13 protein-coding genes are annotated in these 15,283 nt (G+C 43.3%); 5 read left to right on the top strand and 8 right to left on the bottom strand.

The genetic code is table 11. The features are described 5' to 3' along the window. Positions 1-11: 11 nt before the first annotated feature. Positions 12-884: an IS1634 family transposase gene (locus ACQY3F_RS09430; RefSeq protein WP_428354594.1), complete on the bottom strand. Its 873-nt coding sequence runs from the start codon at positions 882-884 to the stop codon at positions 12-14. Beyond that, positions 856-1,815, bottom strand: coding sequence for an IS1634 family transposase (locus ACQY3F_RS09425; RefSeq protein ID WP_428353366.1), 960 nt, complete (start codon positions 1,813-1,815; stop codon positions 856-858). Before ACQY3F_RS09425 ends, ACQY3F_RS09430 begins: the two co-directional genes overlap by 29 nt. Positions 1,816-1,895: 80 nt before the next feature. On the opposite strand from ACQY3F_RS09425, the gene ACQY3F_RS09420 reads away from it, so the two are divergent. Beyond that, on the top strand, positions 1,896-2,837 hold the full coding sequence (locus tag ACQY3F_RS09420; protein WP_428354593.1) for an IS4 family transposase: 942 nt from the start codon (positions 1,896-1,898) through the stop codon (positions 2,835-2,837). Between the two features lie 237 nt (positions 2,838-3,074). Here the strand turns inward: ACQY3F_RS09420 and ACQY3F_RS09415 are convergent, their stop codons facing one another. The 5 genes from ACQY3F_RS09415 to ACQY3F_RS09395 all read right to left on the bottom strand — a co-directional run bounded on the left by ACQY3F_RS09415 (position 3,075) and on the right by ACQY3F_RS09395 (position 7,120). After that, entirely contained in the window at positions 3,075-4,241 is a 1,167-nt protein-coding gene (locus ACQY3F_RS09415; RefSeq protein WP_428354592.1) for a cytochrome D1 domain-containing protein, read from the bottom strand. Positions 4,242-4,396: 155 nt separating this feature from the next. Beyond that, positions 4,397-4,858, bottom strand: coding sequence for a CreA family protein (locus ACQY3F_RS09410; protein ID WP_428354591.1), 462 nt, complete (start codon positions 4,856-4,858; stop codon positions 4,397-4,399). A 41-nt stretch (positions 4,859-4,899) separates the two neighbouring features. After that, entirely contained in the window at positions 4,900-5,232 is a 333-nt protein-coding gene (locus ACQY3F_RS09405; RefSeq protein ID WP_428354590.1) for a c-type cytochrome, read from the bottom strand. Then, positions 5,229-5,540: a c-type cytochrome gene (locus tag ACQY3F_RS09400; protein WP_428354589.1), complete on the bottom strand. Its 312-nt coding sequence runs from the start codon at positions 5,538-5,540 to the stop codon at positions 5,229-5,231. The genes ACQY3F_RS09405 and ACQY3F_RS09400 overlap by 4 nt, the downstream gene beginning before the upstream one ends. 5 nt (positions 5,541-5,545) lie before the next feature. After that, positions 5,546-7,120, bottom strand: a complete 1,575-nt coding sequence (locus tag ACQY3F_RS09395; protein WP_428354588.1) for a cytochrome D1 domain-containing protein — start codon at positions 7,118-7,120, stop codon at positions 5,546-5,548. Between the two features lie 373 nt (positions 7,121-7,493). On the opposite strand from ACQY3F_RS09395, the gene ACQY3F_RS09390 reads away from it, so the two are divergent. Next, positions 7,494-9,704, top strand: a complete 2,211-nt coding sequence (locus ACQY3F_RS09390) for a bifunctional SulP family inorganic anion transporter/carbonic anhydrase (RefSeq protein WP_428354587.1) — start codon at positions 7,494-7,496, stop codon at positions 9,702-9,704. Positions 9,705-9,845: 141 nt separating this feature from the next. On the opposite strand, the gene ACQY3F_RS09385 is transcribed toward ACQY3F_RS09390, so the two are convergent. Next, positions 9,846-10,679, bottom strand: coding sequence for a DNA ligase (locus ACQY3F_RS09385; protein ID WP_428354586.1), 834 nt, complete (start codon positions 10,677-10,679; stop codon positions 9,846-9,848). An 869-nt stretch (positions 10,680-11,548) separates the two neighbouring features. Between ACQY3F_RS09385 and ltrA the strand changes: the two genes are divergently transcribed. From ltrA to ACQY3F_RS09370, 3 genes are all read left to right on the top strand, one after another. Next, complete coding sequence (gene ltrA, locus ACQY3F_RS09380) at positions 11,549-12,862, top strand: group II intron reverse transcriptase/maturase (protein ID WP_428354585.1); 1,314 nt, start codon at positions 11,549-11,551, stop codon at positions 12,860-12,862. A gap of 418 nt (positions 12,863-13,280) precedes the next feature. Next, positions 13,281-13,805 carry a phosphatase PAP2 family protein gene (locus ACQY3F_RS09375; RefSeq protein ID WP_428354584.1) on the top strand — a complete coding sequence of 175 codons (525 nt, stop codon included), beginning with the start codon at positions 13,281-13,283 and terminating at the stop codon, positions 13,803-13,805. Further along, positions 13,802-14,842, top strand: a complete 1,041-nt coding sequence (locus ACQY3F_RS09370) for an MJ1255/VC2487 family glycosyltransferase (RefSeq protein ID WP_428354583.1) — start codon at positions 13,802-13,804, stop codon at positions 14,840-14,842. Before ACQY3F_RS09375 ends, ACQY3F_RS09370 begins: the two co-directional genes overlap by 4 nt. The last annotated feature ends 441 nt before the right edge of the window (positions 14,843-15,283 follow it).

Below are 15,283 nucleotides of genomic sequence, written 5' to 3'. Positions count from 1 at the left end.
TTGAATTAAAGCTAAATCAATGTTTTTTTAACACCTCCTGGCTGCGCTGAAATTTCCAGTGCTTTATAAATAACGGATTGTCGCGGCTCTGCATTCGTCGCTTTCCTTAGATGAATGGTTTTTCCATCTTCCCGCCGTAAAATAACGGTAATGCGTTGCTGGTTTTCCATTGTCCGCCGAATCGTCTGCCAGCTATCATTAATATGTTCAGCTTTGAGTTGATAACGAAGCGTCTGGACGAGATGATAGGCAATGAGAGTGATAAAGATATGCCCATTAACCCGTTCTTCTTTTCGATGGTAGATAGGGCGTAGCCCGAGTTCACTTTTCAGACTGCGAAAAACACTTTCTAGATCGGTTAGCATGGTGTAGGTGCGCCAGAGCGTTTCTTCATTCCAGTCGGTCAGGTTGGTGCGTAAGCAATAGACACCGGGGTGGGTTGCCTGCGAGTTGGCTTTTTCCACACGCTTCCAGCTGATTGAGTTGGCCTTGTCTCCTTCATCATCAGGTACGACCGTTACTTCATAGTGCTGTGCTGCACGCGCGTATTTTTCCTTTATGCGTCCCAGCCGTTCTAACACTTTTGTATAATTTTTTGTGGTTCCTTTTTTGCTCAATCCAGCATGCAGGCTGTTGAGTGCGGTTTCATATTTTTCTGAAAAACTATCCTGCATGGCTTGTTCTTTCTTTTCCCTGAGTTGCGAGTGACAGTACAGTTCAATTTCTCCGGTCTCTTCTACAGTCACTTTTTGAACTTTTACGCGTTGCCCCGGAATATCTTTGATCAGAGTTGCCTTTTCTTCATCGAAATCCCGCTTGCGTTTGCGTGAGACAACAATATAGTGAAAGCCATGCTCAATGAAGATACTGGATGTTTTCTTCACTGGCAATGCCTGCATCAAGTATCACAGTGGATCCTGTTCGCCCTTCCAGTCCTTCAAGTATGGTTTGCAGGGTTTGTGGTTCACTTGCATTACCTGGGAAGATCTGGCTTTTACGTGGAAAGCCACTGCCATCAAGCACCAGCCCTAATGTAACCAGGGGACAGTCACTGCGCTTTTCCTTGGAGCGGCCTCTTTGGGCAGCTGGGTTTGTTTTGGCTTCGCCTTCAAAGAAGGTATTTGTCAGATCATAAAGCGTGATAGTTTCACTGAAGCTGAACAGATCCCGTTCTTGCTGATATAAATGGGTTTCAATGGCTTCCCGGTGTTTCCATAATTGGTCGGATACCTGATACAGACGATCCAGCCCCATGTCTTCGAAGTCATAGTCGATTAACTCACCGAGGCCGCTGGTTGTCTGCAGCCAGCCGTGTGTGGCTAATTCACTTGCAGGACAGGCCATGCGAGCAATGATAGTACCGAGGGAGGCGGCAAGCTGGTGCTGGTTAAATCCCAGAGATTTCAATTTATCATCCAGGGTTAACTGCCTTACAGCGTGCAACGCTATTTGCTCGACTCCCACACGGCGCGGTCGTACAAGCTCTAAACTGCCGATATCAACGGTCTCAAAGTGAACGCTATCGTCAAGGGTTGTACTTCGGGATGTGATGATTTGAGTGGCGTAATATTGTGCCCGTGTTTCGAGTGATTCCTCTAGGTCAATAGTGAGCCAGTCAGTCTGTGCTGTCAGTAATTGATCAATACGACTTGATAATGACTTCCACTGGGACTTGGGCACATCGAAGAAACGACCCAGATTAAGCAGGGTACGTTGCTTGACCTTGCCATCAATTCGCTCGGACTCAACTAGCCGAAACGTTTTGTAGGTCTCGCCAGTTGCCTTGGTTCGGGTCGTTGTGCATCGGATATACATACTTGAATTTTTCCATAAAAATCAAGTGAATGCAACTATTTTTGTTATGTTATGGCACTACGCTTTGCTTGGAAATGCAAATGTTTGTAATGATTAGGTTTTTATTTTTTTATCCTATGAAAATAGACCTGTTAGTGGTTTTTGAGCGAAAAACGACTGAACATGGGCTAAAAGCACAGTGTATTGCTCCGCACCCCCGATTGCCCGATGACAAACGTAAACCATCAAAAATACCGATTGAAGAAAAAAAGACCTTTGTCTGGATAGAGCACCACCGTGACCTGGTTGAATTAGCGGCAACCATGCCGCAAACACAACTGATTAATGTCTGTGACCGGGAAGCTGATTTTTTTGAATTGTTTGATGAACAAAGAAAAAATCCCTGTGTTGAACTGCTTATTCGTGCTCAGCACGACCGTAATATTAATGAATCCCCCTTCAAGCTGTTCGCAGCCATTCGTGAAACCAGAGTACAAAGTCGAGTTAGCGTCAATGTTCCCCAGCAAAGTGCCCGGCCTAAAAAAAGCAAGCAAAAAGCCAAAGCAGCAAGACCAGGAAGGCGGGCAGAACTGGCATTGCGTCACTTAGCCATACAACTCCCTGCTCCCAGCTATTATCATGACAAAGAGCCGGTTGAAATACAGCTTATCCATGCGCTAGAAGAAAACCCGCCTCAAGGCACAAAGGCCGTCGAGTGGTTTTTACTGACAACGATTAAAATTGAATCCGCAAAGGACATTGAAAAGTGTTTGCGTTGGTATACGTTGCGCTGGCGAATTGAAGACTGGCATCGTGTGCTAAAATCAGGCTGTAAAATTGACGATCTTGCTCATGAAACGGCTGAGCGGTTGCGTCGGGCGATTGGTATCAATCTGGTTATCGCCTGGCGGATCATGCTCATGACGCTTCTGGGTAGAGAAACGCCTGAGCTTCCTGCTGAAATATTATTTTCTGATGTTGAATTGCGTACCCTGCACGCCTACGCAAAAAAAAAGATTAAACCCCCCTTTGTTACTAGGTGAAGCTGTACAATTGGTAGCAAGAATTGGAGGACATCTGGGGCGGAAAAAAGATCCCCCGCCCGGTCATCAAATCATGTGGCGAGGGTACGCAGCTTTGCAGCTTTTGTGTGCCGGGTTCTTGCTGCTGGAAGGCGGGTGATATTGTGTGTCATGATTTATGGGTAATAGGCAGTTCTAGGGTGTCATAAAACCACGTTCTTAGAATGTGGATATATAATTTAGCGGTTTTTTGAATCATTACAAACCCATTTTATGAGCCCTAGAGCTAAAAAAGATACCACTCGGCTTATTTGCCGGTAAACGCATGATCTCTTTAAAGCTGTTGGTATCGTAAACAACAATGCGGTTATCATCTCGGGCAGAGACCCAGATATTTTCCCCTCGTGGCGTAAATTCCATATGCAAAACTGCTTTACCTGGGTTTAGTGACTTAACTAGGTCTAAGCTTTTCACATCAATAACCTGTAAGTGAGCATTATCAGGAAAGGCATAGTTCACCCAGACTTGTCGTCCATCAGGGCGAGCCATAACAAAAACAGGTTGGCCTAGCACAGGAATACGCTTGACTAGTTGCCATGTGTTTTTCTCAATGACTAGAACCTCATGTTGGCCAATCGCTGGAATAAACATCAGGTTTCCTGCCATTGCCCAACCTTCTAGGTGTGGCATTTTATAGACGGGTAGTTTTTCATCCTGTTTGCTATAGGCTGGAAGAATGCGCTTTACACCCTGCTCAAGAGACCATAGATCTAATAAAGCCAGGCCCTGGTCAGCAAATAGTCCGGCAATATAATAACGGCCATCAGGTGTGAGCAAAGCGTCATAAGGTTGCTTTCCTACTCCTTGGAATTTCTCAATTTTAACTTGAGTGGGGTTTTTTAGGTCAGCAACCCAAATTTCTCCCGCATCAAATAAGCTAAATACAAATTTTTGTCCAGGAGCATCAACTAGGCCGACGACTTTAGATAATTGATTGTCACCATACAGGGCAGGGATGTTGGCGACTAATTCGAGCGTTTCGCTGGAGAAGACTTTTACTCCGCCTGGTGTGTAGTTGGATACGGCTATTAAAGTTCCATCCTGGGAAATTGCGCCGCCTATGCTATTGCCGGCTTGAATAATACGCTTGACTATTTTATCCTGCAATAAGTCAATTTTAGTGAGCCCGCCATCGCGCCCGAAAATAAAGGCATAACGGGCATCTCGGGAAAACACCACCGAAGCGTGTGATAGGTCTCCTAGCTCGCTTATTCTACTTAATGATTTATTATGGGTTGTATTGATGATTTGTACAGCAGCAGGCTCTCTTTCAATAATCACGCCTAAATCTCCCGTGCCACGTAATTCAGCCAATGTGACTTGAGAGAACAAGAATAGGGTGAGTATAGGAATAAAATGCTGCATAGGGAATATAAGATTTCGGTGTATCAATGGATTGAATGCGGGCTATTTATTTTTACCATGAAGGGCATGAAGATAATGAAGGGTAAACCTCTATATACTTCAAGTCCTTCATGCACTTCATGGTAACTAAATAGTGCGCTTTTTAGTTAAGAGGCTTATTTAGTCCACGACATAATTGGCACAGTAGAAATACTGTTTGCAGGCGCTCCATCAATGATTTTACGGCTGATGGCAAGATAAACCAGTGTGTTACGTTTTTCATCAAATATTCGTACGACACGTGTTTCTTTAAAAAATAGTGAAGTGTCTTCACTAAATGCGACTTCTTGCAGAGGTAGTTTTGATTTAATTATAATTTTGCCCGTCTGGCGACAATCCAGGGAAAACTGCGCGGGGTCTTCGGCTAAACCAAAAGTGCCTTTAAGCCCGCCTTTTTTTGCCTGGCTCATATAGCAGCTTACACCTTTAACTTTCGGGTCATCATATGCCTGTACACAGACTTTATGATTGGAACCAATAAGTTTCCAGGAAGTGGTCACGCAGTCAACTTCTTCTGCATGGACATTAACAGCAGAGATGCTTGATAACAGCACGCATAGAGAGAGAATTTTTTTCATTATAGTTTCTGCTTTAAGTAAGTTCCAATAAATAGACTGCACTAGTGGTTTGAGGTTCGCTCTGCAGGTTTTCTGCGTAACTCTTGTACTAGCCAGCGTGTTTCATTTTCTGAAATAAAGGGCTTCCAGGGAGGCATCGCTGTACCTTTACGACCATTTTGTATTGTTGCTATTAAATAGTTATCAGATTTATTAACTAAATCCTGTGCGAATAAAGATGGCCCCAGCCCACCCTTTAATGTTAAGCCGTGGCAAGAGCCGCAGTCATGTTTTAGCAGGTTGCGAATTTCACTTTGTCTTTCCAGCGTTGGGGGCTGGGCTAAGGCAGAACCAGAACATAATAAGCACAGCCATAGGCATAAGCGATGGTTCAAGGTTTTAAGCGGCTGTAATAAGAAGCAATATTGTTAATGTCCCGGTCGGATAATGAGCCCGCGATATTATTCATAATTTCAGAAACGCGAGTCTTATCACGATACTGTTTTAAAGCCGATTCGAGGTATTCTTCATTACGCCCAGCCAGAGGAGGGAAGGGCGCTTCTGCACTAGTCAAACGTATTCCGTGGCATTGTGAACATACGGCTGCCGCTTTAGCCTGGCCGGCATAAATACTAGCTGCCTGGCTGCTGAAGCTAACACTTAAGGTCAGGATTGTGCTTAGGAAATAAGTGGCTATTTTCATAACGCTTACTCCATTTCGTCAGGTGATAAACCGCGAGTCATATATTTAACACGGCCACGAGAGAATATTCCTGCTGGACTTTCCATCGGGATATTGGCTGTTTTCTTCAGAGATGTTGAATCATAAACAATGACCTCATCACCCGCATATCCCGCGCTAATATATAAATATTTACCATCGGCACTGTATTCGGGGAAATACGCATGTCCACCGACATCCAGTGTTTTAACAACTTCCAGTGATTTTTTGTCAATTAACTGTATAGTGCGCGCGCGTCTGTCTTTAGTAATAATATCTACTGCGACATAAGGTGCGTTAGCATGTGCAGCAGGGGACTCAGTGCCGCCTGAAACAGGAACCTGCTTAACTAATTCCATTTTATCCAGATCCCAGACGCTGACCACATTTTTATCACAAGTACCGAAGTTAGTTCCAAAACCTAAAGTACGTCCATCGACTTTAACGGCAGCGCCGCCGCCTACATGAGGAACACAGCCGGCCTTTAATTTTTTGATGATTTCGCGTTTTTCTAAATCTAGCGCAATAACTACACTGTCGTCATAAGAGGCAACCATGAGTTTTTTACCTTTATGAGTCAGGAATGCGTCATGTAAATGCCGACCTACATTTTTTATTTTAGTGACAGGAAAGCCTTCTTCTAGATCTATTACCCAGACTTGGCCCGCATTTTCCAGGGCAATCGCGAAAATATCAGCATAGGGTGTACCTATGATCATACCTGAATCAGAGCTGACATGATTACCATCAGGATCGATGCCTTCTAATTCAAACAGTTTTAAAGGCTCTAGGGTTTCGGCATCTAAAATAACAGCATTGTGAGGCACAAAGGAGCCGGCCATAATGTATTTTCCATCACGCGAAACTCCCATGCCAGGTCCGTTCCAGCCAGTTTTAATGCTGCGTACGGCTTGCATGGTATATAAATCTACTTTGTAAATTTCGGCAGTATCGGTTTTTACATAAGCCCAGCGCTCATTAGCGGGGTCAAAGTCGATTATATGTGCAGCCGTTACGGTGGGGACTTTAGCAATAATCTCGTGCGTTTTGCTGTTGATAAAAACCGCTTCAGAACCCTTGCCTCGACCATATTTACCGCGTGCTGCGACGCCGATAATATCATCCATACTATCGATTTTAAACGTGGGCTTGTCAGGCAGGCTGGATTCATCTTTTACATAGACTTTTAAAGAAGCTTGCATATCTTTAATAGTCCAGGGAGGGTTATCTAGTTTTGGCGTGGCTTGCAGATGTTTCACCATATCGCGAATTTCGCTATCGGATAGGCGTCCAAAAAATGGAGGCATAAGTGTCTCAAAGCTACCTGTCATAATTAAGGTACGCAGGGCGGTGGGGCTGCGGCCTTTTAAAGTTTCGGAATTCAGTGCGGGAGCTAAATATCCGCCGTAATCAGAGCCATGACAGCTAGCACAGTTATCTTCATAGAGCTTGTGCATGTTGTGCTTATCATCAGACTTAGCGGTGGCATTACCCAGATTAAATAGTAAGGCGATACTTGCAGCTAAAATGGATTTTTTTAGTATTGTTGTTTTTAATTCCATGTGAATTCCTATGCCTGGAGTAACTGGTTTTTTTATTATTTTAAAACATGAATTTAACATATCTTTAACAGAATTAAAATTACTTAGATTTTCCTGATGATTTACAAGCTTTAGACGCAAAGAATAACGAGATAAATGCTATGCCAGCGTAGCCCGCTACGAAACAGTTTCTACAACGCTGAAGACGGAGAAAAAGACAAGTTAGTTGCTCAACTTATTCCGTGCGCGCTCCTAAGCTAGAACAAAAATGATTAAGACGTGTCATAAAGTTTGTTCAAACAGGTATAATTGTAAAGTCTGATTAATAATAATGCTGGATTTTTTTGCATGGAGAGCAAATTTTAATAAAAATAAAAACGAGAAATAATTAGCCATGATAAAAAATCCTTTTATAACAGGAAATGACCAGTTGTTGAGCTATAAAAATAGCCTGCGTCATGACCTTCCGGCCAGTATTGTTGTTTTTTTGTTGGCTCTACCCTTATGTTTGGGTATCGCGCTTGCTTCGGGAGCACCTCTGTCTGCCGGTTTAATAGCTGGGGTTATTGGTGGGCTTGTGGTAACCAGTTTTAGTGGCTCTGCGCTAGGCGTTAGTGGCCCGGCTGCGGGGTTGGCTGTGATCGTATTCTCAGCAGTTCAGGAATTGAGTTTTGAGGCAGTGCTACTGGCTGTTGTTATAGCCGGCGTTATTCAATTTATTATGGGTCATCTTGGTGCGGGTGTTATTGGCTATTTTTTTCCTTCAGCCGTTATTAAAGGTATGTTATCCGGCATTGGCATTATTATTTTTCTTAAGCAGATTCCTCATGCCATGGGTTATGACAAGGATTATGAAGGGGATCTTTCGTTTTTCCAGAAAGATGACTATACGACTCTGACAGAATTAAGCCATATGCTGGACTTTATTGCGCCAGGAGCTATCGTTATCAGTTTGGCTGGATTGGCCATATTGCTCTTATGGGAAACTAGCTGGATTAAACAATTCCTGTTTAAACAGTGGATTCATGGCTCGGTTCTTGTCGTGGTTGTCGGTGTCATATTAAATCAGTTTTTTTTGTTTTTTTACCCAGAGTGGGCGCTGGGTGCAAGTCATCTGGTCAGGTTGCCTGTAGCAGAAACATATCACGATTTACTCAGCTTGATTACCTTACCTGATTTTAGCCAGATTAGTAACCCTGCTATCTATCCGGTTGCTTTGTCTATCGCTATAGTCGCTAGCCTGGAAACTTTATTATGCGTGGAAGCGGTTGATAAACTTGATCCATTTAAACGCGTTACTTCAAATAATCGTGAGTTAAGAGCCCAGGGTATTGGCAATATTTGTTCAGGCTTGATTGGTGGCTTACCCATGACACAGCTAATTATACGTAGTTCGGCAAATATTCAATCAGGCGGGCGAACTAAAACATCATCCTTTACCCAGGGTTTATTCCTGTTAATAGTCGTGCTATTTATTCCTGGTGTGGCTAATATGATTCCCCTGGCTAGTCTTGCAGCCATATTATTGGTGGTTGGCTACAAGCTCGCTAAGCCAGCATTATTTAAGGCGATGTATCAGATAGGATACTTTCATTTTATTCCTTTTATAGCGACCATTCTCGGCCTTATCTTTTCAGATATGTTGACGGGTATTAGTATAGGAATGGGCTGCGCATTATTGTTTATTTTGCTCGAAAATTTGCACGTGGGGTTTCATTTGCATGAACAAGAAAAGTTAAAAAAAACTATTATTACTTTATCGGACAATGTTTCATTTTTGAATAAGTCAAAAATTTTGCATATATTGAGTAATCTGCCCAAAAAATCCAATTTAGTGATCGATGCGACTTATGCCAAATACATTGATTACGATGTATACGAAGTAATCCAGAATTTTAAAGTAGATGCCAGGCGTAAAAAGATCAACCTTGTGATCCAGAATCTAAGGGGCTTTGGGTTTTTAAAGCCGGTAGAACGAGCTTTGCCGGTCACCAAAGAGTCGCAGCAGGCTTTAAAGCCAGGGGATGTGCTGGAGATGCTGACAGCAGGGAATAATCGATTTGTAAATAATTTAAAAAATAATCGTAACCTTCTGGAGCAGGCAAATGAAAGTATAGATGGACAGTTTCCTATTGCTATTATCTTAAGCTGTATAGATTCACGCACTTCTTCGGAGTTGATTTTTGATCAGGGACTAGGGGATGTCTTTAGTGTCAGAGTCGCCGGGAATGTCGTGAATGAAGATATTCTAGGGAGTATGGAATTTGCCTGTAAAGCAGCTGGGTCCAAGCTAGTTGTGGTTTTAGGGCATACGCATTGTGGTGCGATTAAAGGCGCATGTGCAGGAACCAAATTGGGTAATTTGACAGGTTTGCTGGATAAAATACAGCCTGCAGTAGATTCCGTTAAAGTGGGCAAGGCCGCTAAATACAGTGTGCAGGGTTGTACCCACGTGGAACAAGTTGCTGAGCGTAATGTAGAAATAATGGTCGAGGAAGTTAAGCAACGGAGTGAGGTATTAGCTGAAATGGAAGCAGGGGGTGATATTCGTATAGTCGGAGCTATGTACAATATAGAAACAGGGATTGTAGAATTTTACAACTAAATATTCGGTGTATTCTTTTACCTGGTTAAGCGTATTCGTCAGTTTTTTAGCGATACTTCGCGCGGTTTCGGTTTCAGCAACGTAGCTATCGGAAAAAACTCAGCCGCTAGAAATCCGCAGTCGTGGCCGCGCGGAGTATAGTCAGGGCTCATCACGAACCCGAATAAAAACAGCAAATCTAGGAATCCCGCTATCGGTTAACCCCTGATGGCGAAAACTAACAGTACTGCCGATAGCGGGAGGGTATTCTCGGTCTTTGTGACTAAAACCACTGCCGATAAAAAATACTTTATCGCTAGCAGTTTTAACCTGAATTGCGCCCATCTTGCCTGTAAACTGACCTTTACCTGCTCGGTAATCGATCACAACGGCCTCCGCATCAGTGAACTGTTTTAGTTTAAGGAGATCATTACTCCGGCCACTACGATATATCCCTGCTTTATGATGTAGCATAAGTCCTTCGCCACCCCCGTCAACAATAAATTGCAGATGTTGCATAAGCTCTTGACTGGTCGTATAAAGGTGTTGAGGAATAATGCTCAGGTAAGGAGACTGATTGTGTCGTTCGATATTACGCAACTCCACCAGCCTTTCAGCAAAAGGCCCCTTGTGAGCGGGTAAATCAAATAACATAAATCTGATTTTTTTCCAGCCTGTATGCGGTTTTAATCGTTTAATAATCGATACCGTATGCTGATATTTTCCACGTGCAACCCATAACTCACCGTCTAAGGCTGTATCAGGAAACTCATCTACAAACCAGTCAGGCGCTGCAAGCACTTTACCGCCTCGGGAAATGAGCTGATGTCCATTCCAGCGTGCACGCACACCATCGAGTTTTTCACTCACCCAGTAATCCGAGACATCAACAGAGGCATGAAATACTTTGGCCAGCATGAGTGCCGGCTTATCAGCTGCAAATGAGGGTGATAATAAAAATAGCAGGAGATAAAATACTCTATAAGATATGCGCATTATTAATTCTTACCTGATTACGTACAACTCTCAGCCATAAGAGAATAAAACATTAAAAACAGTATATTAAAAAGCTCCTCATTCCCGAAGTCTTTTATCGGGAATCTATGCTTAACCTACGAGATGCCTGCTAAAAGCATGCAGGAATGACGGCTACGCACTTAAGGCGGGACACCGTAGGCTGGGTTAGATTTTTTTAACGAAGTAAAAAAACGTAGTGTGACTGGCATGATAGTCAGCTAGTTGGTGAAAGTCCAGCCTTTGCCCTGTGAGAAGGGAAGAAGTAGGCGAAAGCAAGGGTGTCCAAAGAAACTCTCCATAGCTACCCAACAGGGAACCACGGTTATAGAGAGCCAATGCGGAATCTGAAGGAAGCTCTAGCCAAATCAATCACCTAAGCGAAAGTGAACCTTTGTAAGGCGGCAATCAGGGGGTAAGGTGTCTGCAACCACCAAAGCCCGACATTCTCACCGTAACGGGTTGTCGTATTGAAGGTAGGTAGATTGAGAAACGGGTGACTATCTTACCCAGTGAGGAGCCGTCGGATTTGGGTCGGAGTAACTGCGACTCTTTAAGCCCTAAGCGCTGCAGCAATGTAGTCGTTATGGACCGAGGGTTTTCAGATGAAGCCATAGTAATCGTAAAGTTCGGTGCCGATGAATTCATGGTGACATGGATGAGGGCAAAACATCGAATCAGCAACAGGGTGTTAGAGGTGAAGGGCGGAACACGTAAGCGGTCACGGCCGTTGATTATAGACTGGTGGTATGACATCTGCCTGAAAGGAGCAACTCACTATTCACAACGTATACTGTGAACGAATGGATTGTGCGAGATGCATGAAAGACCACTGCAAACGAAAGAGTAAAATGAACCAAAGAGACCTATTTGAAGAGGAACCAAGACTTTTCGAAAACCTATGCTCAACATTGTACTTGACTATAGGATTTGAACAGGTAAAGAAGAACAAAGGCAAGCCTGGAATAGACGGGATAAGCATAGTGGACTTTGAAGCCAGTTTAGACGAAGAGCTAAGCCAGCTGCAACAGGAACTGACAGACTGGACTTACAAACCCTCGCCCGTACGTCGAGTAGAAATACCTAAGCCGCAAGGCCAGGGAGTACGACTACTTGGCATACCGACGGTACGAGATCGAGTGGTACAAGCAACCATGAAACTACTACTAAACCCTATTTTTGAGCGGGATTTTTCACAGCATAGTTACGGCTTTATCTCAGGACGAAGTCAGCACCAAGCCGTGCAAATGGCTCAACATATAATAAAAAGTGGTAAGCCCTATGTGGTAGATATTGATTTATCGAAGTTTTTCGATCGAATCCACCACGACCGGTTAATAGCCCGAATGGGAGAGAAAGTATCGGATAAACGGATACTTTCTCTCGTAGGGATCATGTTGCGAAGCGGTGTCATGATAAAGGGTGTCGTTACCTCAAGCGAAGAAGGGGCGGTACAAGGAAGTCCACTAAGCCCTTTACTGAGCAACATAGTTCTGGATGAACTGGATCAGGAATTGGAAAAACGCGGACTTGAGTTTTGTCGATTCGCAGACGACTGTAACATCTTTGTCAAATCGCAAAAAGCGGCAGATAGAGTCATGGAAAAAGTCAGCCAATTTATCGAAAAGAAGCTAAAACTGAAAGTGAATCGGGATAAAAGCCAAGTGGCCAAATCCGAGAAGGTCAAGTTTTTGGGATTTACCGTGGTAGGCGGGATGATTGCGATTGCGCATAAAGCCCTGCAAGCCGCCATGGATAAAGTCAAAGAACTGACCCCAAGAGGCACTCATCAGACTCTGGAAACAACACTAGACGAGATCAATCAATGGTACGTGGGTTGGTCAAACTACTACAGTTTGACCTATTACCCCGCGCAACTAAAGAAAATTGAAGCGCATATAAGGCGACGATTACGATCAAGGATAGTGGATCAACAAAAGAGGAAAAAGCACCTGTATCGAAAACTGATCAAACGAGGAGTACCGCGAAAACAAGCAGGGAATGCCGTATTCTCAAACAACAAACGGTGGGTGTTATCAAATGCGCGAGCAGTGACGAAAGCCTATCCGAATAGTTGGTTTATAAAAGAGAAAGGGCAGGAAATACGATCTGACCGAAGGGTGAAGCATTGGTTTGAGGTTTCTCAATGGATAAGTCTTGCGTGAGGAGCCGTGTACGGACCCGTACGCACGGTGCTGTGGGCAGACGGAGGCTGCGGCCTCCTCTGACCCGATACCCAGCAAAGCCCCGTATACGTAAAGTGCTGGGTTACGTTATCTGCGCTTCGCTAGATAAGCTAACCCAGCCTACATTGCTTTGTTCCGTTTTAAAATGGTAGCTGGAATGACGGAGTCTAGCTGAGAGTTGTGGGTAATCAAGTAATTATTTGGCATTTTTACAGACTGAGTAGTACAAAATATAAGCCACTAAATAGTAGCATTAGAGTATTTACGTTTGTCATAAAAGCTTCAAAAAACCTTCATCAATTTGTCATACAAGATCACTATCCTTTCAGTTTGAAATAAATACGCGATAAGAAATTGAATAATACTGCTTTTTTATTGTTACTGAGGGGTAAGAAAAATGAAACTGATCTATTCTGTGCATAAGTATGATGTTTTTATGTTCAACCGCCTTATTAATGCACGCTTTTATCATAATCTTGCAACAGCAGCGCGCTATATATCACGAACGGGGGATGGTTATTTATATTTGCTTTTAGTCACTGTACTGTATTTTAAAGATGGCTGGCAAAGTCCTTTTTTACAAACACTGCTGCTGGCTTTTTTAATGGAACGGCCGATATATTTTGTACTGAAAAACGGTTTTAAGCGCAACCGCCCGCAGGCTGCAATAAAAGAATTTCATAGTCTGGTCACACCTTCTGATAAATTCAGCTTTCCTTCCGGGCATACCTCTGCCGCATTTATGGTGGCGATTATTTCCGGCTTCTTTATTCCTGTCTTGTTATTACCTTTATTACTCTGGGCGGCATTAGTCGGATTTTCCCGTGTGGTGCTTGGAGTGCATTTTCCTACTGATACTTTGGTGGGAATGATTCTTGGTATTAGTGCCGCAACCTATAGTTTAAATCAAATAATTTTATGAAAATATTTTATGGAGTACAGGGAACCGGTAACGGTCATATTACGCGTGCGAGAGTGATGGCAAAGGAATTGTTTGCTGCTGGGTTTGATGTCGATTTTCAGTTTACCGGTCGCCCTAGTGATCAGTTTTTTGATATGCAGGTTTTTAATGGCTATCAACATAAGGAAGGTCTGACTTTTAATACAGATAAAGGTCAGGTGAATTATATTAAGTCTGTGCTGCAAGCTAAACCCATAACCTTTGTCAAAGATGTTAAAGGACTAGATTTATCTGCCTATGATCTGGTGATTAGTGATTTTGAACCAGTAACAGCTTGGGCGGGTAAAACCAAAAAAGTAAAAGTATTGGGTATTGGTCATCAATATGCTTTTGGCCATGATATTCCCCGTACCGGATACGATCCACTGGCCGATCTGGTGATAAAGAATTTTGCTCCCGTAAGTACCGGTGTTGGGTTGCATTGGCATCACTTTGGTCAGCCTATTTTGCCGCCTATTATTGATACTCCAGATTTCCCTAAAAGTACTGTAAAAAATAAAATTGTTGTTTATTTGCCCTTTGAAATTCAGCATGAAGTAATCAGGCATTTATGCCCGTTTAAAAATTTTCAATTTCATGTTTATTCACCGGTCCCTGTGGAAAGTAAATATGAACATATTACTTGCTACCCATTATCCAGAGAAGGTTTTCAAAAAGATTTATATGATAGTACTGGCATTATCAGCAATGCCGGGTTTGAACTGGCAAGCGAAGCGCTGCAATTAGGCAAGAAAATCCTGGCAAAGCCTTTGAGTTCTCAGATGGAGCAGATTTCAAATGCTGCTGCCTTAAACCAGTTGGGCTATGGACATACGATGAATAAAATACAGCCTGACAGCATTGAAGAATGGCTGCATCATAAGCATGCTGTACGTATAACTTATCCGAATATTGCCAAAGTCATCGTTGACTGGATGAAAGAGGGAATGCCAGCAATTGATACGGAATTCACCGAGCAAGTCTGGGAGGGTGTAGATGTATTGCAGATTGATGTTTAATATATTTCACGCGGTCACGGATGCGGTTGTATTGTGAACTGATTATTGTCTATAGCAAAGCCTGCCCCGTACTTGGTACGGGGGCGTTGAAGCTGGCACGTAGCTATCGGCAAAAACTCAGCCGCTAGAAATCCGCAGTCATGACCGCGCGAAGTATAGATTAAAAATAATAACCACGTCCTGTGGGCGGGGGTAGGTTTGTAGACTCTGCCTGACATTATTAGAGTGTGTTAAGAGAAACGGAATAACAGGGCTACCTTTATAAAAGGGCTTAAAGAGGGGAATGAAAAAGCTTTAGATTTTTCCGCAACAGCAATAGCTGAAGCTATTGCACTCCACCCGATTTTTTGAACACCAACGATGCTAAAAACACCCTTCTAGGGCTGCCTATTACCCATAAATCATGACACACAATATCACCCGCCTTCCAGCAGCAAGAAC

The sequence above is a fragment of the Methyloprofundus sp. genome, assembly GCF_965251085.1.
In the GTDB taxonomy this organism is placed as follows: Bacteria; Pseudomonadota; Gammaproteobacteria; order Methylococcales; family Methylomonadaceae; genus Methyloprofundus.
This window is presented reverse-complemented; position numbering and strand designations above follow the sequence as displayed.